This window comes from Glycomyces sp. NRRL B-16210 (assembly GCF_000719515.1).
Taxonomy (GTDB): Bacteria; Actinomycetota; Actinomycetes; order Mycobacteriales; family Micromonosporaceae; genus Glycomyces.
In genome coordinates this window covers 233,523-256,355 of record NZ_JOGR01000003.1, presented here as the reverse complement: position 1 = coordinate 256,355, position 22,833 = coordinate 233,523, and the positions used below count along the sequence as shown (strand labels likewise).

Annotated in this window: 24 protein-coding genes; 13 read left to right on the top strand and 11 right to left on the bottom strand. The window is 71.2% G+C overall.

The genetic code is table 11. The features are described from left to right. Positions 1-23 precede the first annotated feature (23 nt). Entirely contained in the window at positions 24-815 is a 792-nt protein-coding gene (locus IF12_RS23805; protein WP_051704004.1) for a hypothetical protein, read from the bottom strand. A gap of 369 nt (positions 816-1,184) precedes the next feature. Between IF12_RS23805 and IF12_RS23800 the strand changes: the two genes are divergently transcribed. Together IF12_RS23800 and IF12_RS22690 are read left to right on the top strand one after the other, a co-directional pair. Then, positions 1,185-3,725, top strand: coding sequence for a sigma-70 family RNA polymerase sigma factor (locus IF12_RS23800; protein ID WP_081913228.1), 2,541 nt, complete (start codon positions 1,185-1,187; stop codon positions 3,723-3,725). 105 nt (positions 3,726-3,830) lie between these two features. Then, positions 3,831-4,343: a GtrA family protein gene (locus IF12_RS22690; protein ID WP_051704002.1), complete on the top strand. Its 513-nt coding sequence runs from the start codon at positions 3,831-3,833 to the stop codon at positions 4,341-4,343. A gap of 66 nt (positions 4,344-4,409) precedes the next feature. On the opposite strand, the gene IF12_RS0105545 is transcribed toward IF12_RS22690, so the two are convergent. The 3 genes from IF12_RS0105545 to IF12_RS0105535 form a co-directional block, all read right to left on the bottom strand. Beyond that, on the bottom strand, positions 4,410-4,937 hold the full coding sequence (locus IF12_RS0105545) for a PH domain-containing protein (RefSeq protein ID WP_051704001.1): 528 nt from the start codon (positions 4,935-4,937) through the stop codon (positions 4,410-4,412). Positions 4,938-5,072: 135 nt separating this feature from the next. Further along, on the bottom strand, positions 5,073-6,068 hold the full coding sequence (locus IF12_RS23795; protein WP_051704000.1) for a hypothetical protein: 996 nt from the start codon (positions 6,066-6,068) through the stop codon (positions 5,073-5,075). 76 nt (positions 6,069-6,144) lie between these two features. Continuing rightward, positions 6,145-6,942 (bottom strand): biotin--[acetyl-CoA-carboxylase] ligase, encoded by a 798-nt coding sequence (locus IF12_RS0105535; RefSeq protein ID WP_166659624.1) that lies wholly within the window; start codon positions 6,940-6,942, stop codon positions 6,145-6,147. 33 nt (positions 6,943-6,975) lie between these two features. Here IF12_RS0105535 and IF12_RS0105530 point away from each other — a divergent pair, with 33 nt between their 5' ends. The 4 genes from IF12_RS0105530 (at position 6,976) to IF12_RS0105515 (ending at position 10,651) form a co-directional block, all read left to right on the top strand. After that, positions 6,976-8,559: an acyl-CoA carboxylase subunit beta gene (locus IF12_RS0105530; RefSeq protein WP_030155486.1), complete on the top strand. Its 1,584-nt coding sequence runs from the start codon at positions 6,976-6,978 to the stop codon at positions 8,557-8,559. A 244-nt stretch (positions 8,560-8,803) separates the two neighbouring features. After that, positions 8,804-9,817, top strand: a complete 1,014-nt coding sequence (locus IF12_RS0105525) for an NYN domain-containing protein (RefSeq protein ID WP_030155483.1) — start codon at positions 8,804-8,806, stop codon at positions 9,815-9,817. A 34-nt stretch (positions 9,818-9,851) separates the two neighbouring features. After that, a complete protein-coding gene (locus tag IF12_RS0105520; protein WP_030155481.1) occupies positions 9,852-10,061 on the top strand; it encodes an acyl-CoA carboxylase subunit epsilon in 210 nt (69 codons plus the stop codon). Next, complete coding sequence (locus tag IF12_RS0105515) at positions 10,058-10,651, top strand: nucleoside triphosphate pyrophosphatase (RefSeq protein WP_030155478.1); 594 nt, start codon at positions 10,058-10,060, stop codon at positions 10,649-10,651. The genes IF12_RS0105520 and IF12_RS0105515 overlap by 4 nt, the downstream gene beginning before the upstream one ends. Positions 10,652-10,663: 12 nt before the next feature. On the opposite strand, the gene IF12_RS0105510 is transcribed toward IF12_RS0105515, so the two are convergent. After that, positions 10,664-11,170: a MarR family winged helix-turn-helix transcriptional regulator gene (locus IF12_RS0105510; RefSeq protein WP_030155475.1), complete on the bottom strand. Its 507-nt coding sequence runs from the start codon at positions 11,168-11,170 to the stop codon at positions 10,664-10,666. Positions 11,171-11,303: 133 nt separating this feature from the next. Between IF12_RS0105510 and IF12_RS0105505 the strand changes: the two genes are divergently transcribed. Then, complete coding sequence (locus IF12_RS0105505; RefSeq protein WP_030155472.1) at positions 11,304-12,236, top strand: NADP-dependent oxidoreductase; 933 nt, start codon at positions 11,304-11,306, stop codon at positions 12,234-12,236. 7 nt (positions 12,237-12,243) lie between these two features. Here IF12_RS0105505 and IF12_RS0105500 read toward each other — a convergent pair whose 3' ends face one another. Beyond that, positions 12,244-12,924 (bottom strand): GntR family transcriptional regulator, encoded by a 681-nt coding sequence (locus tag IF12_RS0105500; RefSeq protein ID WP_030155469.1) that lies wholly within the window; start codon positions 12,922-12,924, stop codon positions 12,244-12,246. Positions 12,925-13,034: 110 nt separating this feature from the next. Here IF12_RS0105500 and IF12_RS0105495 point away from each other — a divergent pair, with 110 nt between their 5' ends. Then, a complete protein-coding gene (locus tag IF12_RS0105495; protein WP_030155467.1) occupies positions 13,035-14,228 on the top strand; it encodes an amidohydrolase in 1,194 nt (397 codons plus the stop codon). On the opposite strand, the gene IF12_RS0105490 is transcribed toward IF12_RS0105495, so the two are convergent. Together IF12_RS0105490 and IF12_RS0105480 are read right to left on the bottom strand one after the other, a co-directional pair. Beyond that, positions 14,145-14,771: a thioredoxin family protein gene (locus IF12_RS0105490; RefSeq protein ID WP_081913226.1), complete on the bottom strand. Its 627-nt coding sequence runs from the start codon at positions 14,769-14,771 to the stop codon at positions 14,145-14,147. The two genes, IF12_RS0105495 and IF12_RS0105490, sit on opposite strands and share 84 nt — an antisense overlap. Before the next feature lie 471 nt (positions 14,772-15,242). After that, the gene (locus tag IF12_RS0105480; RefSeq protein ID WP_030155462.1) at positions 15,243-15,902 is read right to left on the bottom strand and encodes a MerR family transcriptional regulator; all 660 of its coding nucleotides are present in this window, start codon (positions 15,900-15,902) and stop codon (positions 15,243-15,245) included. Positions 15,903-15,992: 90 nt separating this feature from the next. On the opposite strand from IF12_RS0105480, the gene IF12_RS0105475 reads away from it, so the two are divergent. From IF12_RS0105475 to IF12_RS0105465, 3 genes are all read left to right on the top strand, one after another. After that, the gene (locus tag IF12_RS0105475; protein ID WP_030155459.1) at positions 15,993-16,691 is read left to right on the top strand and encodes a DUF2306 domain-containing protein; all 699 of its coding nucleotides are present in this window, start codon (positions 15,993-15,995) and stop codon (positions 16,689-16,691) included. A 19-nt stretch (positions 16,692-16,710) separates the two neighbouring features. Next, the gene (locus IF12_RS0105470; RefSeq protein WP_030155457.1) at positions 16,711-17,136 is read left to right on the top strand and encodes a GNAT family N-acetyltransferase; all 426 of its coding nucleotides are present in this window, start codon (positions 16,711-16,713) and stop codon (positions 17,134-17,136) included. Positions 17,137-17,208: 72 nt separating this feature from the next. After that, positions 17,209-19,353 carry a UvrD-helicase domain-containing protein gene (locus IF12_RS0105465; RefSeq protein WP_197034612.1) on the top strand — a complete coding sequence of 715 codons (2,145 nt, stop codon included), beginning with the start codon at positions 17,209-17,211 and terminating at the stop codon, positions 19,351-19,353. Positions 19,354-19,360: 7 nt separating this feature from the next. Here the strand turns inward: IF12_RS0105465 and IF12_RS22685 are convergent, their stop codons facing one another. The 3 genes from IF12_RS22685 to IF12_RS0105450 form a co-directional block, all read right to left on the bottom strand. After that, the gene (locus tag IF12_RS22685; RefSeq protein ID WP_369807674.1) at positions 19,361-19,618 is read right to left on the bottom strand and encodes a hypothetical protein; all 258 of its coding nucleotides are present in this window, start codon (positions 19,616-19,618) and stop codon (positions 19,361-19,363) included. Positions 19,619-19,623: 5 nt separating this feature from the next. Continuing rightward, a complete protein-coding gene (locus IF12_RS23790; RefSeq protein WP_051703999.1) occupies positions 19,624-20,328 on the bottom strand; it encodes a lysoplasmalogenase in 705 nt (234 codons plus the stop codon). A gap of 72 nt (positions 20,329-20,400) precedes the next feature. After that, positions 20,401-20,772 carry a hypothetical protein gene (locus IF12_RS0105450; RefSeq protein WP_030155452.1) on the bottom strand — a complete coding sequence of 124 codons (372 nt, stop codon included), beginning with the start codon at positions 20,770-20,772 and terminating at the stop codon, positions 20,401-20,403. Positions 20,773-20,867: 95 nt separating this feature from the next. On the opposite strand from IF12_RS0105450, the gene IF12_RS0105445 reads away from it, so the two are divergent. Both IF12_RS0105445 and IF12_RS0105440 read left to right on the top strand, forming a co-directional pair. Then, complete coding sequence (locus IF12_RS0105445; RefSeq protein ID WP_030155451.1) at positions 20,868-21,836, top strand: NB-ARC domain-containing protein; 969 nt, start codon at positions 20,868-20,870, stop codon at positions 21,834-21,836. Then, on the top strand, positions 21,833-22,807 hold the full coding sequence (locus IF12_RS0105440; RefSeq protein ID WP_030155450.1) for a tetratricopeptide repeat protein: 975 nt from the start codon (positions 21,833-21,835) through the stop codon (positions 22,805-22,807). Before IF12_RS0105445 ends, IF12_RS0105440 begins: the two co-directional genes overlap by 4 nt. Positions 22,808-22,833 lie beyond the last annotated feature (26 nt).

Sequence of the window (22,833 nt, the reverse complement as noted above, 5' to 3'; positions counted from 1 at the left end):
GGCGCGACCGGCGGGCGTCAGGTTCAGCGTTCGAGCTTCGCCGGCGCCTCATAGGAGCGCCCGCGCACCCCCGCGGGCCCGTCCGGGCGCCTCGGGTCCGGCCGCGGCGGCGCGGCCGGCTCGTCGTGCAGACTGCCGTTCTCGAACAGGTACGACTCGCGCGGCTCCTCGTCCGCGTCGTCGCCGTCGGGCTGCTCGGGCACGTACATCGGCGGGCCGACCTCGGTGTGCTCGGGCTCGGCCGTGATCATCGCCTTCGGCACCGGGCGCCGCATCCGCTTCGCCCGCTCGCGCAGGAAGTACACGTAGCCGCCCAGGGCCAGCACCGCCAGACCCGCTCCGAACCAGAAACCGGGACCGGCGACGATGACGCCCACGAGTTCGAGCACGGTCAGCGCGATGAGCACGTAGAGGATGCGGCGGTGGCGGCGCCGCCACCACTCGGCGCGCATCTGCCGGAGCCTGGCCTGCTCGTGCATCTCGGGGTCCTCGCCGGTCAACGACTGGTCGGTCTCCAACCGTACCGAGTCCCCGCGGCGATTGCCGCGCCGCTCCCACCCGCGCGCGCCCGACGTCTCCGGAACCTCTTGCCCCGCAAGCAGATCCTCGATGGGAATGTCCGGCTCACCCAGATCGGCGGTCTTGTGCGAGGCCGGGCGCGACGGCCGGTGGGCCTCGCGGGCGAGCACCCGCGCGTCCGACGAGGCCCGGTCGGCGATCATGCGCTCGTCCGAGTCGTAGCGGCGCACCAGCGCCGGGGTCAGCGCCAGCAGGGCCGTGGCGGCCAGAAGCGCCAGTAGGACCGATGCGGGCATCGCACACCTCCTCTGCGTCGTTCACGCCGCCGCGCGTGTTCCCCCACGCTACGCAATGGCCTGACGTATTTCCGACAGTTGCCTGGAACCAGGTCGCGAAGTCCCAATACCATCACACCTGGTCACAATCACATCACAATTCACGGTTATGCCTGGCTTTTGCCCTAAACTCGCTGCAATGTCCAGTTCGCGACTGCCCGCGGACCAGGACCGCCCGACAAGCGCAACCTGAGGCGCGCTCGATCGTTAACCCAAGGGAGACATCGAGAACTCCTCCCCCGAGAAGATCGAGACACCTCGCCCGCGAGCACGAACCGAGCCCCCCGATGGTACGAGCTCGGCGCAACCAGGAAGGAGCACCGGCGAACCATGCCCGAGACCGTACCCGCCGGCGATCCCCATCGCGTCGAACCAGGATTGGATCGGCACCCCCAGGACACCCCCGAGACCCGCTCGGACCCCGAACTCATCGCCGCCACCCGCGGCGGCGACACCACCGCCTACGCCGTCCTCTACGAACGCCACGTCCACGCCGCCCGGCGCCTCGCCCGCATCCTCTCCAAGGACCCCGCCGGCGCCGACGACCTCGTCTCCGAGGCCTTCGCGAAACTCCTCCACACTTTCCGCGAAGGCGGCGGCCCCGACCTGGCCTTCCGCCCCTACATGCTCCAGACCCTCCGCAACACCTTCTACGACCGGATCCGCCGCGACAAGCGCGTCGAGTTCACCGACGACCTCACCCCGCACGACTCCGGCGAGATCTTCGTCGACCCCGCCGTCGAGGGCCAGGAGCGCCGCTACGCCGCGCTCGCCTTCGGCAAGCTCCCCGAGCGCTGGCGGATGGTCCTGTGGCACACCGAGGTCGAGGAGGACTCCCCGGCCAAGATCGCCACCATGCTCGGCATGACCCCCAACGGGGTCTCCGCGCTGGCCTACCGCGCCCGCGAGAAGCTGCGGCAGAACTACCTCACCGAGCACGCGGCCGACGCCCCGCGCGAGGAGTGCCGCTGGACGGTGGACCGCCTCGGCGCGCGCGTGCGCGGCAAGCTCGGCGAGCGCGACGCGATGAAGGTGGACGACCACCTCGACTCGTGCGTCACCTGCAACCTGCTCTTCGCCGAGCTCACCGAGTTGAACTCGGGCCTGCGCGGCGTGGTCGCCGGGGTGTTCCTCGGCGGTGCGGCGGTGCCGTACCTCGCGGCGGGCACGGTCTCGGCGGCCGGTCTCGCCGTCGGCGGCTTCCTCGCGGCCGTGTTCGCCCCCTTCAAGCTCGCCTTCAACTGGGTCAGGAGAGTCGTCCAGCAGCTCGGCACCAAGGGCAGCATCGCGACCGGCACCGCCGTCGCGGTGGCCGTCGCGGTCACCGTCTTCGCCCTCTCCGGCGGCGAGGAAGAGGAGGAGCCGCCGCAGGCCCTCCCCGAGGAGACGATCGTCCAGCCCGCCGACGAGGAGCAGGAGGCCGAACCCGAGCCCGAGCGGCCCGGCCCCGTCGTGCCCCCCGACGACCCCGAACCGGACCCGGCCGATCCCGTACCGGACCCCGACGACCCCGCCCCGGACGACCCGGCTCCCGAAGACGCCCCGCCTGACGAGCCCGCTCCGGCCGCCTACGCGATCGCGCACGGCCTCGGCACCAGCGGTCTGGTCGCCGGCGGCGAAGCGGTCCTGCCGATCCGGCTCGAATCGCCCGGCGGCTCCGGTGGCGGCTACGCGCCGCTCGCCGAGCGGCCCGCCGAATCCGGACCGGCCGAACCGATCACCGAGTCCGCCACCGAGCGCCGCGGCCAGGCCGCGACCACCGAACGCGTGACCCTCGACGTCACCCTCCCCCCGGGGATCGCCCTCGCCTCCGAGTCCGCCGAACCCGGCTGGACCTGCACCGAAGGCGACGCGGTCGTCCACTGCTCGATCGCCCAGATGCCGAGCCCCGCCGAAGCGCTGCTGCGCATCACCATCGGCGCCGAGGTCAGCGGCTACCAGACCTTCGAGGTCACCGTGAAGGGCCCGGGCATCAGCGGCACCACCTCGCTCCAGATCCCGATCGCCCCGGCCGGCAGCGAGGTCGGCTACGCCAGCGTCGACGCCACCGGCGTCACCGCCTCCGGGAACACCTGGCTGACCTGCTCGGTCCCCGGCTGCCGCGACCTCGCGCTCCTCGGCGGCGGCGACCGCTGGCCGATGAAGGCCTACAAGCCCGCGGGCGCACCCGCCGGCCGCGAAGGCGACGCCGTCTCCGGCGCGTACCTGGAGATCCCCTCCGGCGCGAAGGTCCAATGGGCCGGCCTGTACTGGGCCGGCTCCCGCGACGACCTGCCGACGGACGTCTCCCTGGCCGGACCGGGCGGGAGCTGGACCGACCTCAGCGCCGCCTCCCAGCGCTTCCCGAAAGGGGGCACGCAGGCGTTCGTCGAGGTCACGAACCTCGTCTCCGGCGGCGGCGCGTACTGGGTCTCGACCGACAACCACCAGTTGCCGACCTCCGAATGCGCGCACTGGCCGATCGACCCGGCCGCGAAGTGCCTCGATCGGCGCTGGGCCGGCTGGTCCCTCACGGTCGTCTACGCCGAACCGGGCGCCGAGCCGAAGGAGGTCGCCGTCTACGACGGCGCCGCCGCGGCCGACACCGAGATCCGCGTCGAGACCGGCGGCGAGGTCGACATCGCCGCGACCCTGTGGGGCGGTTCGGCCGCCAGCCGCGGCGACGGCATCGGCGTCGGCGGGCAGTCGCTCGGCGAGGCCGCGAGCTGCGTCGCGAACGGGGCGGTCGAGAATCCGCGCTGGTACGCGTTCGGCGTGGACGTCCGCGTGCACCGGTCCCGCGCGGGCGACCGCGAGGCGATCAGCATCGAACGCGGGAACGATCCGTTCATCGTCGGCGTGGTCGCCGTCGCCGCGCCGAGGAGCGGCTGAACCCGGACGACCCTCTCACGAGCTGGGACGGGACCGGTTCCCGTCCCGAATCCGCGGCCGCTCGACGCTGTCGGGAAAGCGGCCGAACGGGTAGGCTGGCGCTTGATGTCCACCACGATCGAGACCCCGCCCCCGGCCCGCAGCGGCCTCCTCCCGCGCGTCGTCGGCCTCGCCAGGCGCCACGCCGGGGAGCTGGTCCGGTTCGCCGGCGTCGGCGGGACCGCCTACGTGATCGACATCGGCCTGTTCAACCTGCTGTTCCTCGGCTTCGACTGGTCGGACTGGAGTGCGAAGATCGTCTCGACGATCATCGCGACCACGGTCGCCTTCGCCGGGAACCGGCACTGGACCTGGCGCGACCGGCGCGGCAGCGCCGCGGCCCACCGCCAGTACGCCCTGTACTTCCTGTTCAACGGGATCGGCCTGCTCATCGCGCTCGGCTGCCTGTGGGCCAACAACGGCCTCGCCACGGTCTGGCCGCAGTACTTCGACACGGCGATCGCGAAGAACCTCGCCGCGAACTTCTTCGGCGTCGGCCTCGCCACGGTCTTCCGCTTCTTCGCCTACCGCACCTGGGTGTTCCGCCACCCGAAGCTCGCCGAGGCCCCCGCGGGCTGAGGCCCGCCGCATACGACGAAGCCCGCTCGGTCCTCGACCGCGCGGGCTTCTCGGTGCGTTGCGGGATCAGGTCCCGTCGCCGGAGGCGCCGGCGCGGCGGGAGCGGTCGTCCTCGGCGAGCTGGTACAGCAGGGCCTTGGTCTTGTCGACCTTCGGGACGTCGATGAGCTTGATCTCGCCGTCGTCGGAGGCCGAGTCGATGTGCATGTCGCCGAAGCCGAAGATCCGCTCCCACACGTTCTGCGTGTAGGAGACGGTGTTGACGCGGGCGAGCGGGATGTGGCGGCTCTCGCGGGTCACGAGGCCGTCGCGCCACATGACGCGCTGGTCGGTGATCACGTAGTGGGTCGAGCGCCAGCGGATCAGCGGGATCACCGAGAGCCAGAGGAGGAGGGCGATGAAGATGACGACCTCGGCGAGGATCAGCCAGATCGTCCCGCTCCAGTCGATCCGGGACGTGTAGGTGATGGCGATGGCGCCGATGGCGAGGAAGACCACGAACCACAGGACGGGGCCGACGCCTTCCTTCCAGTGCGGATGGGTGTGCAGCTTGACCTCTTCGCCGCGGGCGAGCTGGTCGTCGGGATATCCCACTGCGGACCTCCAGGAGTGAGAAACGGGCGGGGGCGGTGCGATTGTTCAAAAGCACTGTAGTTCAAAAGCACAGTACAACACGGCGGCACCGGCACGCGGTCCACGATTGCCGCGGTCACCTGCGCGCGCGCCTTGCTAAGGGACCCAGCCGTTCTTGGCCGCGTGCCAGCCGAGCTGGATGCGGGTGTCCACATCCGCCAGGTCCATGAGCTCGCGCACGCGCCGCTGCACGGTGCGCAGCCCGATGCCCAGGCGCGAGGCGATGGACTGGTCGGTGAGCCCGGCGATGAGCAGCCCGAGCAGGACCGCGTCGTCCTGGTCGATCCGCTTCGGAGCGCCGGCCGAGGTGGCCGGTACGCCGGTGAGCCACAACTGCTCGAAGAGCGCTCCCGCGAGTTCCACGATGGACCGGTTCTCGGTGATGATCGTCTTCGGCCGCCCGGACCCGGGCACCTCGATCACCGTGGTCCGCTCGTCCACGATCACGAGTTTCAGCGGCAGCCGCTTGGCGAAGCGCACCTCGTCGCCCGAGGACAGCGCGTGGCGCAGGTAGTCGGCGTAGGGGTCGACGTCGAGCACGGCCCGGTCGAACAGGAGCCGGTGGCTCACCCCGCGCGCCTGGAGGTCGAGGTGGAGCTGCGCCTCGGGGACGGGCAGGACCATCGGGGGCCGCACGAAGGTGCGGATGCTGCGCTCGGCCGCGGCCTTGAGGCCCCGCAGGCGCGAGCGGATCGCGGCCGGGCCGGTCACGATCTCCCAGTGGCCCTGCTCGCCGCCGCTGCCGCCGGACCCGGGCCCGGCCCGGTGGATCTCGAGCAGTTCGCGCAGCGTCTCGTATTCGCCGAGGACGTCGCCGAGCTGCGCGGCGATGCGCCCGCCCAGGACGGTGTCGGGGCCGATCGCGCGGAAGCGCGCGTCGGCGCACATGACGGCGAATCCGGCCTCGACCAGGCCCATGAGCGCCTCGTGGACGCGGTCGGGGTCCTGGCCCGACTCGGTCGCGAGCTGCGACACGGAGGCGTCGGCCTTGGACAGCAGGAGCCGGTACAGGCGTTCGGCGTCGGCGTCGAGCCCGATCGGCGTCCGCCGGGTGCCGGGGCGCTCGCCTTCGCTGTGCGTCCGGTCGGTCAATGCGCCACCCCTCGGTCCCTTCTGCCCCGTCGCGGTCGCGAAGCGCAGTCCTGCGGTCGTCCGGGCCTGCGAACGCTCAGTCCTGCGGCCTCAGGTGGACGATGTCGCCCGCGGCGACCGTCTCCACCGCGCCGTCTCCGGGGTCGATCTTGAGGCAGCCGTCGGCGTCGATGCCGACCGCTCGCCCGGAAAGCTTGCGGCCGTTCGGGAACGATACCGCGACGTGCCGCCCGATCGTGGCGGAGTTTCGGCGCCAGCGCTCGATCGCCGAGGCCGGGCCGCGCTCCTCCCAGCTCCGGTAGACGGCCGCGAAGTGGGCGAGGAAGCTCGCGGCGATCTCCTCGCGGTCGAGCGTGGTCGCCCCGGCGAGGCGCAGCGAGGTGGCCTCGGGGACCGGCAGCTCCTCCTCGGTGAGGGAGACGTTGAGCCCGACGCCGATGATCACCGCGCTCCCCTCGACCTGCGCGAGGATGCCGCAGACCTTGCGGTCCTCGATCAGCGCGTCGTTGGGCCACTTGAGCTTCGCGTGGACGCCGCAGACGGCCCGGAGCGTCTCCTCCAGCGCCACCGCCGTTGCCAGGCTCAGGGTGCCCCACTGCTCGCGGCGGGCGGTGGGGCGCAGCAGGAACGACATCGTCAGTCCGGCTCCGGCGGGGCTCGTCCACTGCCGGTCGAGGCGCCCGCGCCCCTGGGTCTGCGACTCGGCGATGAGGACTCGGCCCTCGCCCGCGCCGTGCTTGGCTGCCGCGGCGAGGTCCGCGTTCGTCGACCCGGTGACCTCCACCACATCGACCTCGGTCCAGAAGTCGGACTTCTCCGACAACAGCGACCAGAGGACGTGCCGGTCCAGTGGCTTTCTCATCGGTGTGCTCACGCACATAGCGTAGCCACCGCGCGGGCCGATACGATCCGAAGCGTGACCGACATCGACTTCCACACGACCGCCGGGCGGCTCGCCGACCTGGCCGAGCGCCTCTCAGAAGCGGCCACCGGGAACCCCCGGGCGATCGAGAAGCAGCACGAGAAGGGCAAGCGCACCGCCCGCGAGCGCCTGGAGCAGCTGCTCGACGAGGGGTCGTTCGTCGAACTCGACGCTTTGACGCGGCACCGCTCCACCAATTTCGGCATGGAGGCCAACCGGCCGTACGGCGACGGCGTCGTGACCGGCTACGGCACCATCGAGGGCCGCGAGGTCTGCGTGTTCGCGCAGGACTTCACGGTCCTGGGCGGCTCGCTCGGGCAGGTCTCGGGCGAGAAGATCACCAAGATCCAGGACCTCGCGCTGCGCACCGGCCGCCCGATCATCGGCATCTCCGACTCCGGCGGCGCCCGCATCCAGGAGGGCGTGGCCTCCCTCGGCGGCTACTCCGACATCTTCTTCCGCAACGTGCGCGCCTCGGGCGTGATCCCGCAGATCTCGCTCATCATGGGCCCGTGCGCGGGCGGGGCGGTCTACTCCCCGGCGATCACCGACTTCACGGTGATGGTCGACCAGACCAGCCACATGTTCATCACCGGCCCCGACGTCGTGCGCGCGGTGACCGGCGAGGACGTGGGCATGGAGGAGCTCGGCGGCGCGCGCACGCACAATGCGGTGGCCGGCAACGCCCACTACCTCGCCTCGGACGAGGAGGACGCGCTCGAGTACGTCAAGCACCTCCTGTCGTACCTGCCCGCGAACAACCTCGACGAGCCGCCCGCGTACGAGTCGAAGGACTTCGAGCTCGACCTGACGGCCACCGACCTCGAACTCGACACGATCATCCCCGACTCGGCGAACCAGCCGTACGACATGCACAAGGTGATCGAGTCGGTCCTCGACGAGGGCGAGTTCCTGGAGACGCAGTCGCTGTTCGCCAAGAACATCCTCACCGGCTTCGGCCGCCTCGACGGCCGCCCGGTCGGCGTGGTCGCCAACCAGCCGATGCACTTCGCCGGGTGCCTGGACATCGACGCCTCGGAGAAGGCCGCGCGGTTCATCCGCTTCTGCGACGCCTTCAACATCCCGATCATCTCCTTCGTGGACGTCCCCGGGTTCCTCCCGGGCACCTCGCAGGAGCACGACGGGATCATCCGCCGCGGCGCGAAGCTCATCTACGCCTACGCCGAGGCCACCGTCCCCAAGCTCACGGTCGTCACGCGCAAGGACTACGGCGGCGCGTACTGCGTCATGGGCTCCAAGGGCGTCGGCGCCGACCTCAACCTGGCGTGGCCGACCGCCGAGATCGCGGTCATGGGCTCGCAGGGCGCGGTCAACATCCTCTACCGCCGGGACCTCGCCAAGGCCGACGACGAGCAGGCCAAGCGCGCCGAGCTCATGGCCGAGTACGAGGAGAAGCTCAACAACCCGTACACCGCGGCCGAACTCGGCTACATCGACGCGGTCATCCAGCCGCGCGAGACGCGCGCGATGCTCGTGCGGGGCCTGCGCATGAACGCCTCCAAGCGCGACGAGCTGCCCGCCAAGAAGCACGGCAACATCCCGCTCTAGGCGCCGCGAAGGCGGCGGGCCGCCCGCGGGCGACCCGCCGCCTTCGGCGTGCCCCGATCCTCCCGGCTCACCCGATCAGGTGAGCCGCACACGCGTCCGCATCGCGCCCGAGGCCGCTACCGGGAGAAACCGGATTGCCATGAAGAGCGGCGTGCACCACTCCCATCCGGAGAGTCCGATCCAGGTACCGTCTTAAGCTGGGGGAAGCGGGACGAATTGTCCCGCCCGATGTTGGGAGTGGGCCATGACACCAATCGGAGGGATGCTGCCCGGGTTGCCGTCCCGGCGGTACGCCATATTGATCGACGTCGGGTACCTCTACGCGGCGGCGGCGGAACTCCTGCTCGACGCCACCTCCCGACGCGACTACCGCGTGGACGCCGAGAAGCTCATCAAATCCCTCATCGAACGCGCCGCCCACCGCCTCTCCGACGGCGAACTGCTCCGCCTGTACTGGTTCGACGCCGCCCGCGACCGCGTGCCCACCGTCGACCAGCGCGTCATCGCCAACATGGAATTCGTCAAAGTCCGCCTCGGCAACCTCAACTCGCGCGGCCAGCAGAAGGGCGTCGACGCGCAGATCCGCTCCGACCTGGAACTGCTCGCCCGCCACCACGCCGTCCACGAGGCCATCCTTCTGGCCGGCGACGAGGACATGGTCCCGGCCGTCGAGGTCGCCCAGGCCTACGGGGTGCGCGTGCACCTGTGGGGCGTCGAGCCGCCGTACGGCACCAACCAGGCCGAGCGACTGGTGTGGGAGTCCGACACGGTCGAGACGATCGAGGCCGAGGACCTGCGCGCCTACTTCACCAAGAGCGGCACGGCCGCCGCGGCCACCTACAGCATGGTCGGCGCGCCCATCACGCAGCCGGAGCCGCGCGTCCCCAGCCCCGCCGCCGTCTTCGGCCAGCGCCAGTCGGTGGCGGTCACGATGAACGCCGCGGATGCGCTGGCCCAGGCCGAGTCGGCCCGGCCGAAGTTCGTGCGGACCACGCAGACCGGTGAGAAGCTCGACCCCGAGACGGTGCGCTCGGTGGGGGAGTACGTGGGCCACAAGTGGCTGCTGACCAGGGGCGCCGACAACATAGCCGACCTGCTGCCCGGCCCGCAGCTGCCGACGGTCATCGACAAGGAGCTGCTGGTGGAAGCGGAGAAGGAACTCGGATACTCTCTACGCGACCACCCCGAAGCGCGGATCTGGGTCCGCGACGGCTTCTGGGAGCGGGTGCACCGCGAATTCGACTTCGACGAGGAATGACACTCTCGCAGTGTCGCAGGTGAGGAGCAGCGCGATGAGTCTGGAGCTCAAGGTCCTGCGTGGCAACCCCACGGACGAGGAGCTGGCGGCGCTCGTCGGTCTGATCACGGCGCTGCCGCGCGCCGAGGAGGAGTCCGAGGCGCCGGGCCGCCGCGCGGCGTGGTCGAACCCGGGGCTGAAGCTGCGGGTGCGCCGTTCGTGGCGCGAGGCCTCGGTTCCGGCGCGGCGCGGGATGGACCGTTGAGCCGTCCGTTCGTCCTCGCTTCGCAGTCGCCGGCGCGGCGGGAGATCCTGAAGGCCGCGGGGATCGAGCCCTTGGTGATCGTCTCGGGCGTGGACGAGAGCCGCGTCATGGGCGAGGACCCGGCCGAGTTGGCCTCCACGCTCGCGGAGTTGAAGGCGCGGGCGGTGCTCGACCTGGTCGGCCCGGACGCGCTGGTGCTCGGCTGCGATTCGGTGCTGCACTTCGGGCACGAGATCCTCGGCAAGCCCGAGGGGCCCGAGGAGGCGACCTCGCGCTGGAAGCGGATGCGCGGCAACTCGGGGACGCTCTACACCGGGCACTGCCTGATCGACACGGCCGCCGACCGCCAGGTCCTGCGGGCCTCGGGCACCGAGGTGCACTTCGCCGAGGTCTCCGATGAGGAGATCGCCGCTTATGTGGCGACGGGCGAGCCGCTGCACGTGGCCGGCTCGTTCACGCTCGACGGCTACGGCGCGGCGTTCATCGACCGCATCGACGGCGATCCCGGCACGGTGATCGGACTGTCGATGCCGCTGCTGCGCAACATGCTCGGCGAACTGGAGATCGCCCTCCACGACCTGTGGCGTTAACGCCGCTTCTGCTTACGCGCGGCGCTTCCTGGGCGCGGCCGATCGGGGCGGCTGGGCCCGCATGTGGTCGCGCACGCGCGCCATCATGTCGCCGAGCTCGCGGATGTCCTCCTCGGTCAACGGCTCGAACAGCAGCCTGCGGGCGACCTGGACGTGTCCGGGCAGGATCCGCTTCACCCGGTCGACGCCCGCTTCGGTGATGGTGACCAGGGTGGACCGGTCGTCGTCGGGGCTGGGGCCGCGGGTGACCAGGCCGGCCTTCTCGAGCAGTCCCGCCTGGTAGGTCAGGCCGCTGCGGCTGTAGACCACGCCGTCGGCCAGTTCCGTCATCGTCAGCCTCCCGCCGGTGCCCGCGAGGCGCGCGAGGAGCTGGAACTGGACCGTGCTCAGGTCGCCGTCGGCGCGGACCTGCTGCTCGACGTGGTGCTGGAGCACGCTCACGGCCTCCATGAGCGCGAAGTAGGTCTCCAGTTGCTCGGGTTCGAGTCCGGGGACGCCGTCGAGGTCGGGCTTGGTCATCCGTCGAACTTACCTGCTTCGAATCCGAAGCAATGTGCGGAGCGTCACCCTCGAAAGCATTGTGCTTCGAATTCAAAGCACTCTAGGCTCGTCATATGCTTCGAACTCGAAGCACTTTCTCGAAGGAGCCATCATGAAGGCAGTGCGCTACCACTCCTACGGCGACAGCGGCGTCCTCGCCCACGAAGACGCCGAGAAGCCCCGAGCCGCCGCGGGACAAGTGGTCCTGCAAGTCGCCGGCACCTCGTTCAACTTCCTCGACATCGCCATCCGCTCCGGATTCGTCCGAGAACTCGCCCCCATCGAATTCCCGCACACCCCCGGCCTCGACGTCTCCGGCACCGTCGCCGAAATCGGCGAAGGCGTCAGCGGCTGGAACCTCGGCGACCCCGCCATCGCCGTCCTCCCACCGGAAGCCCCCGGCGCCGCCGCCGAATACGTCGCCGCAGAAGCGGCGAGCCTCGCCCCCGCGCCCCGCACCGTCCCGCTCCCCGACGCCGCCGCACTGCCCATCGCCGCGCTCACCGCCTGGCAGTCCCTGTTCGAATTCGCGAAACTCCAAGCCGGACAGCGACTGCTGATCAACGGCGCCGGAGGCGGCGTCGGCGGCCACGCCGTCCGCCTCGCCAAACGCGCCGAAGCGCACGTCACCGCCACCGCCGGCCCCCGCAGCCGCGACCGCGTCGAAGCCGCCGGCGCCGACCGGATCGTCGACTACACCCGCACCCCCGTGCAGGACGCACTCGCCGGCGAGCGCTTCGACGTCGTGCTCCACCTCGTGCGCAACGGCCCCGAGGAGACCGCGGCGCTTGTGGACCTCGTCGCCGACGGCGGCGTCCTCGCCAGCACCACCACCCCCGGCCCGCGGGAACCCGGACGCGGCGTGCGCGTCGAACAGGTGCGGATGCGCTGGGACGCGGCGCAGCTCGCCGAACTCGCCGCCCTCGTCGACGCCGGAGAACTCGCGGTCGAAGTGGCCGAACGGCTCCCGCTCACCGCGATCGCCGACGTCCACGACCGCGCCGCGGCCGGGCGACTGCTCGGCAAGACCGTCCTGACCCCCTGACCGCCGGTCAGGCGCGCCTGCGCCGCGTCCTGGTCGCCGCGACCGCGTCGACCGCCGCCAACTGCCAGCGCCGCGCCGCCTCGAGCGTCGGGGCGCGGCCGTCCTCCAGGTGCGCCGACGCGATCGCGGCGGCCCGGTCCGCGTCGCCCGCCTCGAGCGCTTCGAGCAGCTCCAGGTGCTCCTCGCGCTGGCGGGCGGGGTCGCGCCGGGCGGCGCGGTCGAACGAGGTGAGGTGGAACAGCCACCGCATCCTCGCCTCCAAGGGGCCCATGATCTGGGCGAGGAGCGGGTTTCCGGCGGCGGCGACGAGTTCGCGGTGGAACTCGGCGTTCGCGTCCACGAGCGCCTCGTCGTCGGTGCGGGGCTCGACGGCGGCGCGCAGCCGCCGCAGCGCCTCGGGTCCGGCGTTGGCGGCGGCGAGGCGGGCGGCGAGCGGTTCGAGTCCGGCGCGCACGTCGAAGAGGTCCGCGATGTCCTTCGGGGTCGGCACGGTGACGATGCTGCCCTGCCCGGGGACCGCGGTCACCAGGCCGTCGGCCGCCAAGCGCTGCAAGGCCTCCCGCAGCGGGATGCGGGAGACGTCGAACTCCGCGGCGAGGTCGCGCTCGATCAGCCGCTCGCCGGGCCGCAGCGCGGCGGTGACGATGCGCTCGCGCAGGGCCCGGTAGACCCGCTCGCCTCTGGTCATGACCCGTCTCGCTCCCCGGTCCGGCAGGTGGCCGGACCGCCGTCAACGGTATACCGTCGAACATAGTGGTATACCGCTATGAGCGGAACCTGAGGCGAAAGGATCGACACATGACCGACCTGCTGCTGCGCGACGCCCGGCTCTGGGGCCGCGAAGGGCGCACCGACCTGCGCATCGCCGAGGGCCGCATCAGCGCCGTCGGGCCCAGTGCCGCGGGCGAGGCCCTCGCCGACGAGGGCGCCCACGTCGAGGACCTCGACGGCGCCGTCCTCATCCCCGGCCTGGTCGACGCCCACGCGCACGTCGACAAGACCCTCTGGGGCGGCCCGTGGGTCCCGCGCACCGCCGGGCCCGGCCTGGCCGCCGCCATCGCCTACGGCCGCGACCGCCGCGCCGAGTTCGGCGTCCCGAACCCCGACTTCATCACCGCGCTGCTCACCAACATGGTCGTCTCCGGCACCACCCATGCCAGGTCCCATGTGGACATCGATCCGGGCATCGGGATCGGCGCGGTCGAGGCCGTCCGCGAAGGCGTCGAGCGCCTCGCCGGGCGCATCGACGTCGAACTGGTCGCCTTCCCGCAGACCGGCATCCTCGCCAGCCCCGGCACCGCCGACCTCATGGACGAGGCCCTGCGGGCGGGTGTGAAGACCGTCGGCGGCATCGACCCGGGCGGGTTCGACGGCGACGCCGAAGCGCACCTCGACCTCGTCTTCGCCCTCGCCGAGAAGCACGGCGCCGAGATCGACATCCATCTTCACGACGGCGGCGACCTCGGCGTCCGCGAGTTCGACCTCATCATCGAGCGCACCAGGGCCCTCGGCTACGCCGGGAAGGTCGTCATCAGCCACGCGTTCGCGCTCTGCGACGCGGGCGAGGCCGTCCGCGCCCGGCTCATCGCCGACCTCGCCGAGCTCCGGATCGGCCTGACCTCGGTGGCGCCCAGGCAGATCCTGCCGCTGCGCGAACTCGACGAGGCGGGCGTGACCATGGGGCTCGGCAACGACGGTGTGCGGGACCTGTGGAGCCCCTACGGCACCGGCGACCTGCTCCAGCGCACCCAGTGGTTCGCCCGCAACGCCGGGTTCAGCCGCGACGCCGACATCGAACTGGCCCTCGAAGCGGCCACGTTCGGCGGCGCGCGCCTGCTCAAGCTCGACGGCTACGGTCTCGCCGTGGGCGACGCCGCCGACCTCGTGGCCGTGGCCGGGCGCAACCCGTCAGAGGCGGTGCTGGAGCACCCCGAGCGCAGGCTCGTGGTCAAGAACGGCCGGATCGTCGCGCGCGAGGGCGCCCTGGTCTAATTTGGTGCGCCACTTGATGCCGCAGCCGGTCGAGGGGTAGTGCGGCTCGGGGACCGGCTCGCCCTTGCGGACCAGCTCGATCGCTGCCGCCAGGTACTCGCCGGTGACGGGCACGCCGTTGCCGGGGGTCGAGCCGTCGAACGCGCCGCGGTAGGCGAGTTCGCGGCCGGGCCCGTAGAGGAAGAAGTCGGGGGTGCACACGGCGCTGTAGGCGCGGGCGACCTCCTGGGACTGGTCGACCAGGTACGGGAAGGTCCAGTTCGCGCGTGCGACCTGCTCGGCGAGGCCGGCCGGGGCGTCGTCGGGGTAGTTCTCGGCGTCGTTGGCGCAGATGGCGACCACGTCGAGGTCCGCCTGCCCGGTGGTGAAGGCGCCGAGGGTCTGCTCGATGTGCTTGACGTACGGGCAGTGGTTGCACACGAACGCGACCAGGAGCGAGGGCGCGTCGAAATCGGACAGCGACCGGAGCCGGCCGTCGAGGTCGGGAAGCGTGAAGTCGGGCGCCGGGGTGCCGAGCGGAACCATGTTCGAGTTGAGGGCCACGGGAATCGCACTCCTCGGATAGACGATGCTGCCCTCCATCGTAGGGACCGGATCGGCACCGTCGCCAGTGGAGGAGCAGGACCGCTCGATTTTCCGGATGCGGGCGCCTCACGCCTGCGCTTACGAGCAGGGCTCCGAGCCGAGCGCCCCCGCTTTTCGCGCGGCCGGCGTTCCACGCCTGTGCTCCGCGCCCGCGTTTCGCGCGGCGGGGCCCCAGGCCAGGTAAGTGGAGCCCCGCCGCCGGCCGCCCGTGCTACCCCACGTCGCCGGGCGGCCCCCTGGTGATGGCGGCAAAGTCTCGAGTCGAGCAGGCTTGGCCTCTACCGCCGTGTCACCGGAGTGCGTGTAAATAGCGTAGAACTACCCAATCGACTTGCGAAGTCAATAACCCGACAAATGCAGACATTGCCATTTCCGCATGAAAGTGGACGGTCCGGCATCGTCAGTCGCGTTACGTAATTCCTCTAAGGACTATTCCTCGGAAGTCGAATGCCGATGCCGTTCGCCCCGTTGGAAGGTCCGTCCCGAGATCTCCACCTGGGCGATCCGCCGCAGGGCCCCGAAGATCGCGTCGCCCAGCACCGTGCCGACGACCATCGCCTCGATGATCTCGTCGCGGTCGGTGCGGGCCGCCAGCAGGCCGAGGTCGAATTCGGCCACCATCTCCGCCGCGCGCGCGTACTGGCCGCTCATGTCGACCATGTCGGCCAGGCCGAGCTCCCGCAACCGGCCGATCGCATCGGCCAGGGCCCTGACCTGCCCGTACTCCGGTGGAACGGAGTGCCAGCCCTGCCGCGCGACGATCGTCCGCGCCGTCTCCAGGTCCTCCTCGGCGACTTCTCCGGTCGGCTCGCGGTGCTGCGACAGCGCCCGACTCGCCACGCCCAGGGTGCCGTCCAGGCCGCGGTCGGGGACCTCGATCTCGGCCAGCACCTCGCGCACCTTGGCGATCGGCAGGCTCCCGACCTCGACCATCGCTCGCACCAGCCGCAGCCGCCGCACGTGCTCCTCGTCGTATTCGACCTGGTTGTGGCTGCGGCGCTCGCCTCCGGAGAGCAGACCCTCGCGCACGTAGTACTTGATCGTGGCGACCGGGACCCCGGTCCTGGCGCTGAGCTCTCCGATTCGCATGTGTCCTTCTTACCCGAAGCGCGGTTGACCGCCCTTCGAAAACAATGATAGTTTCACTATCGATAGTATCGCTCACACTCAGGAGACCCCATGTCCGTCATCCTCGACACCCCGAGGCGCGAACCGGCCCGGCGCAGGCGCGTCGCCGTGGTCGTCGTCGCGGTGCTCAGCGTCGCCGTCGTCCTCTACTTCGTCCCCGCCTACCTCGCCCCCGGCGCCGACTCGCGCGTCGGCATCCGCGAGAACGTGCCGATCCACCTGCCGTTCCTGGTCGTCCACGCCGTCACCTCCGGGATCGCCCTCCTGGTCGGCCCCTTCCAGTTCTTCGGCTCGATCCGCCGCAACCACCCGAAGGTCCACCGCGTCATCGGCCGCGTCTACCTGCTCGCCGGCATCCTCCCCGGCAGCCTCACCGGGATCGTGGTCGCCGTCCTGACCACGGCCGGGCCGATCGCGATCGTCACCTTCACGCTGCTCGACATCTTCTGGTTCTACTCGGCCCTGCGCGCCTACCGGGCCGTGCGCGCCCGCGACTTCGCCGCGCACGAGCGGTGGATGCTGCGCAACATGGCCGCGACCTTCGCCGCGGTGATGCTGCGGATCTACCTGGGGCTGTTCATCGTCGCCCAGCTGCCGCTGCTGGAGGGCTACTACGGCGGCGACTTCGAGGCGCTGTTCGACAACGCCTACCTCGGCTCGATCGTCGCCTCGGTCGTCCTCAACCTCGCCTTCATGGAAATCTATTTGCGACGCAGGGGAACCGGAGGGAGGCTCGAGGCGACCGCCTGAACCCTCCGGAAGGACGCCGATGGACGACCGCACGATCTCGACCGACCCCGACCGCCTCGACCTGGACTGGATCCACAAGGTCCTCTCCACCGACACCTACTGGGCGGTCGGGCGCTCCAAGGAGCGCGTGGCGAGGTCGGTCGAGCACTCGATCGTCTACGGCGTCTACGAGCCCTCCGGCCGCCAGGTCGCCGTCGCCCGCGTTGTCACCGACCGCACCGTCTTCGCGGTGGTCTCCGACGTCTACGTCGACCCCGACCTGCGCGGACAGGGCTGGGGCAAGCGGCTCGTGGAGCGCGTCATGGCCGACCTCGACGCCATGGACGTCAAGCGCGTCGTGCTCGCGACCGCCGACGCACAGGACCTCTACGCGAGGTTCGGCTTCACCGAACTGACCGGTGACGGGTACACCTGGATGCAGCGGGTGTGGCCCGATCGCGTCTAGCCCTCGATCGGCGGACGCGCGTCACCTCGGCGCGCTAGGCTGGTGCGTTCCCGAATTCGAGCGAGGAGCGCAGTGTCCCAGGAACCAGGCCCCGCCGACGACCAGCACCCACAGGACGTCGACGACACGTCCCACGCCGTGCCCGACCCCGATCCCTCCAACACCCCCGAGCAGGAGATCGCGATCGAGCAGCGCTTCGTCGACCGCGTCTACCAGCGCGTCGACGTGCTCCGCGCGGACGCCGAAGGCAACCGCGACGCCGGGTACGCCCACCTCGCCGCCACCGTCCCCGGCGCCCAGTACGAGCGCGACGTGTTCGTCTACCGCGCCGCCCGCCGCATCGCCGACCTCGACTCCCAGCACGAGGGCCTGGTCTTCGGGCGCCTCGACTTCGACGACGGCAAGGTCCGCCACATCGGACGCCTCGGCGTGCGCGACGAGGAGTACCGCACCCTCCTGGTCGACTGGCGCGCGCCCGCTGCCGCGCCGTTCTACCGCGCCACCGCCGTCGACCGCCAGGAGGTGGCCCGCCGCCGGGTGATCCGCTCCTTCGGCCGCGGCGTCGAGGAGATCAGCGACGACCTGCTCAACGAGGACGCCGCCGAACGCCTCCCGGTCGTCGGAGACGGCGCGCTCATGGCCGCCTTGGGCCGCAAGCGGACCGGGCGGATGCGCGACATCGTCGCCACGATCCAGGCCGAGCAGGACGCGGCCATCCGCGCGCCCGGGCGCGGCGCGACCATCATCACCGGCGGGCCCGGCACCGGCAAGACCGTCGTGGCGCTCCACCGCGCCGCCTACCTGCTCTACCAGGACCGCAACCGCTACGAGGCCGCTGGCATCCTCGTCGTCGGCCCCTCGGCGGTGTTCATGAAGTACATCGGGAGGGTCCTGCCGAGCCTCGGCGAGGAGACCGCCGCGCTGTACTCCATGGGGGAGCTGTACGCCGGGGTCGAGGCCACGCGCCAGGACCGGCCCGAGGTCGCCGCGGTCAAGGGCGGCACCGTCATGATCCCGATCCTGCGGCGGCTGGTGCGCCAGACCCCGCCGGGCGCCCCCGACGAGCTGCGGATCGTCTACCGCGGCGACGTGTTCCGGCTCGACGCGGCCGAGCTCGCGGCCGTGCGCGCCCGCGTCTTCGAGAAGGAGACGCGCCCCAACCTCGCCAAGACCGAGGCCGGGCGGGCGCTGCTGATCGCCTTGTGGCGCAAGATCAAGCCCGTGATCCCCGACGCGGAGCCGGCGAAGTTCTCCCGCGACGTGGGCTCGCGCGGGGAGTTCCTCACGTTCCTCGACCACTGGTGGCCCGACCTCGACCCGGCCGACGTGCTCGGCTGGGCCGGCGACACCCGCCGCCTCGCCTCGGCGGCCGAGGGCCATCTCAAGCGCGACGCGATCGAGGGCGTCGCGGCCTCGCTGCGCGAGAGCGACTTCTCGATCCCGGACGTGGCGCTGCTCGACGAGCTGCGCCTGCTGCTGGGCATCAAGCCGCAGCCGCGCGGGCGCGACCGCATCCGCTCGTGGGACGGCATCCAGGAGGTCTCGACCACCCAGGACCGCTACTACGACCGGCCCGAGCGGCAGTCGCGGGACGCGTTCTACGAGGACTACGCGCACGTCATCGTCGATGAGGCCCAGGACCTCTCGCCGATGCAGTGGCGGGTGCTCGGGCGGCGCGGCCGCGCCGCGGGCTGGACCGTCGTCGGCGACGAGGCCCAGTCGAGCTGGCCGCGCCCGAAGGAGAGCGCCGAGGCGCGCCGCCGCGCGGTGCCGCGCGGGCGCGTCCACGAGTTCCACTTGACGAAGAACTACCGCAACTCCAAAGAGGTCTTCGAGTACGCCGCCGAGTGGGCGAAGCCGCGGCTGCGGCACATCGACCTGCCCGAGGCGGTGCGCGAGACCGGAGTCGCCGTCGAGGAGAAGTCGGTGGCGGCCGACGCGCTGCTGCCCGAGCTCGCCGGAGCGGTGGCCGAGGCCCTCGAAGCGGTCGAAGGGACCGTGGGCATCATCGCCCCCTATGCGCGGCACGCCGAACTCGCGGGCCTGGTGCACGACGACCGGGTGACCCTGGTGGGCCCCTTGGAGTCCAAGGGCCTCGAATGGGACGCGGTGATCGCCGTGGACCTCGGCGCGGTGGCGAAGTCCCACGGAGCCGGCGTCGCCTACGTGGTCCTCACGAGGGCGACCCAACGCCTCCACCGCATCGACGTCGTCTGAGGGCGGTTCAGTCCTCGTCGAGGTTCTCGTCCAGGGTCTCGTCGGTGGTCCGGTTGCCGGACTTGACCATCGCGCGGACCAGCAGCACCGCGGCGATCACGCCCGGTCCCATGTGGACGAGCAGGACGCCGACGAGGCTCGGGCCGCCCCAGTCGTTCTCGTAGCTCGACGGGTCCGAGAAGTCGATGAGGAAGGGCTCCAGCAGGGCCCGCACGATGAAGAAACCGCCGAGGACGAAGCCGATCGGCCACAGGACGCGCTTCATGCTGTTCACGCCGACTCCTCACGGTCGCGGCCCTGCGTTCGCAGCGCCTTCAGGAAGCCGAGGACGAGCAGCAACTGCGCCGCCGCGTACGTCGCCATCACCGACTGGCTCTCCAGCGGCAGGTCGAACCCCGCCCTGCCCATGCCGATCAGCAGGTCCGAGACCACGAACAGCAGCCCGCCGGCCGCCGCGAGGCGCCCGAGGCCGCTCGCGACCGTGCCCATCGACACCAGCAGCAGGCTGTAGACCGCCACCGGGAGCGCGAGGGCCTCGAGCCGCGGCCACAGCACCACGTTGGCGCCCAACCAGAACCCCAGGTAAGCGCCCGGCACGAACCAGCGGCGCCGCAGCGGCTCCAGCGCGCCCAGCCGGGCGAACACCGCGATGTAGACGATCTGCATGAGGCCGAACAGCGCCATGCCCGTCAGGAACGCGGGCGTCCCTTCCACCAGCAGCGCGATGTCGGCCCCGCACGCGAGCACCAGGCCCAGGCCCATCCAGCGGGCCGGCCTCCCGCCCGGCGAGGCGGACACGATGAGGTACCCGAGGAGCAGAAGCGTCAACGCGGGCTTGCAGACCCAGCGCAGACCGTCGAATCCGAAGGTGATCGCGGCGAGGTCGGCGACGATGGCGACCGCGAACGCCCACAGCCACGCGCGCGGCGGGACGCGGACGAGCAGTGACCTGATCAACAGGAGGGGAGGGCTCATGGGTGAGGGAGCGTACCAGAGAAGGGCCCGCTCGTGCCGGTCCCGACGTGCCGATCTCCCCGCCCAGGGGACTCAGTCGAGCCGGAGGTTCTCGATCCGGTCGGCCTGGACGAGCTTGTCCGGACCCGAGCCGCCGAAGAAGTTGTTCTGGAACTTGACCTGCTGCCCGGCCTGGTTCACCTGCGACACCTGGATCGGCTGGCCCGCGAGGTCGCTCAACTGCCGCAAGAACGCCGGGTCCTCCGCGCACGCCCGCTCGATCTCGGCCGCGAGATCCTCGGCCGGAATCTTGCCGGTCTCGGCCCGCAGCAACGTCAGCTCCTGCTTCTCGTTCCCGCTGAAGCGCTCCCTGACGAACTCGCCCGCGGCGGCGATCCCCTTGGCGATCTCCCCGCCGAGTGCACCGGCGGCCGCGGTGGCGATCGAAAGCAGTATCGGGTCCATGGCGCTCCTCCTTCAGGACATGCGACCCAGCTTAGTCTGTGGGACCATGAACGTGGTCCCACCGGAGCGGCGACGCATGGAGGAGAGCGGGCCCCTTGAACCACAACGATTTCCACGGTGAAGTCCGCAACTTCATCCAGGCGGGGACGGTCGTGCAGCAGGCCCCGCGGCCCGAGCCGCCCTGGGAACTCTGCTTCAAGCCCTACGAGTGGACCGACCGCAGCGACAAACTCGAGCAGCTCGCGAACTGGCTCGCGGCAGACGAACCGCGCCCCGTCCAGATCACCGGACCGAGCGGCTCGGGCAAGACCGCGATAGCCGGCGTCGCCGCGGCGATGCTCAAGGACGCCTACCCCGACGGCGTGCTCCACCTCCAGCCCTCGACGCCCGGCGGCCACGACGAACTGGTCTCCGCCCTCGAACGCCTCGGCCGCAACCAGATCCCCTCCACACCGGCCGCCGTCGAGAAGGTCTACCGCTCGATGCTCGCCTCCAAGCGCATGATCGTCGTCCTCGACGGACCCGCCGACCGCGAGGAGATCGAACGGTTCTGGCCGCGGACCGCGACGGTCGCCTTCATCGTGCTCACCACCGCGCACCCCCACTGGCGCCCGGCCCGACGACTCGAACTCGGCCCGCTCGAAACCGAGCACGCCGCCGACCTCCTGGAAGCGGCCGTGGGCCTCGGACCCGACGTCACCGCCAGCCTCATCAAGGCCTTCGGCGGCATCCCCGGCCGCCTGCTCGACGCCGGCGGCGTCATCGCCGCCGGAGCGGTGGAGATCGAAGACCTCGTCGCCCTCGCCGCGCGCCACGACGACGCCGCACTGTTCCTGCGGGCCTACGAGTCCGTCAGCGCCGCGGCCCACCGGGTCTATCGAGCGCTGAGCCTGCTCCCGCAACCCGTGGTAGAACAGTCCCTACTGGACTGGTTCGACGCGAACGCCGACGGGTGCCGGCCCTCTGAGGAACTCCAGGAGCGGCGCCTCCTGGTCGAGAACGGTCCGGGGCGCTGGCGACTGCGACTGCGCCCGCGAGGCAGACACACCCGGGAGAGCGCATGACCGACGAACAGCGGCAGATGGTCCGGTGGCACCTCAAGCGGGCCCAGATCGCCGACCACGCCGTCATGGGCGAGCGCTACCGCGTCCAGGCCCGACCGATCGAGGACGTCCCCGTCCCGCCCTTCACCGACAAAGGCGAAGCGCAGCAGTGGTTCCGCGAGGAGCGCCGCAACCTCGTCTCCCTCACCGCCTTCGCCGCCCAGAACCAGTGGCACTTCGAGACCTGGGCGCTCGCCGAGGCCATGTGGGCCTACTTCACCACCGGCGGCCAGTACGAGGACGCCGAGTACACCTACCGACTCGCCGCCGAAGCCGCCGAAGAGGACGCGAACCCCGTCGCGCAGATCCGCATGATGCTGCTGCTCGGCCAGACGCTCACCGACGCGCTCCAGTTCACCGAGGCCGGCCGAGTCCTCACCGACACCCTCGCGGCCGCAGAGCGGCTCGGCGACCACGTGCTCATCGGCACCGCACTGGAGTTCAACGGCCGCCTGGAACTCAAACGCGAACGGTACGCGACGGCCCTCGCCTGGTTCGAACGCGCGACCGCGAATGCCCATAAGCAGATCGAACTCGGCGTCGGCACCCCCAGAGTGCTCGGGCTGCAACTGTGGTTCCTCGCCCAATCCCGCCGCGGACTCGGCGAACTCGACCTGGCCGCCGAACTCTTCGAGCAGGCCCGCGACCAGCTCGCGCTCGCGAACGACTGGCGCACCGGCGTCATGGTCGAGATCGAGGCCGCCCTGCTGGCACTGCGCACCGATGTGGACGGCGCGGCCGGACGGGTGGAGGACGCGCTCGGACTCGCCCACGACCTCGGCATCGCACTGCCGCTGGCGCAGGGCCGGCACCAGTTCGCGCTCCTCAGCGCCGAACCGGAACGCACCGAGCACCTCGAGAAGGCTCTCGCCCTCTACGAGTCGATCGGCGACGCCGGAGCCGACGAGGTCCGCAAGCTGCTCGGGCGATGACCTCGGCTGCCTGCGGCGAAGCCGCG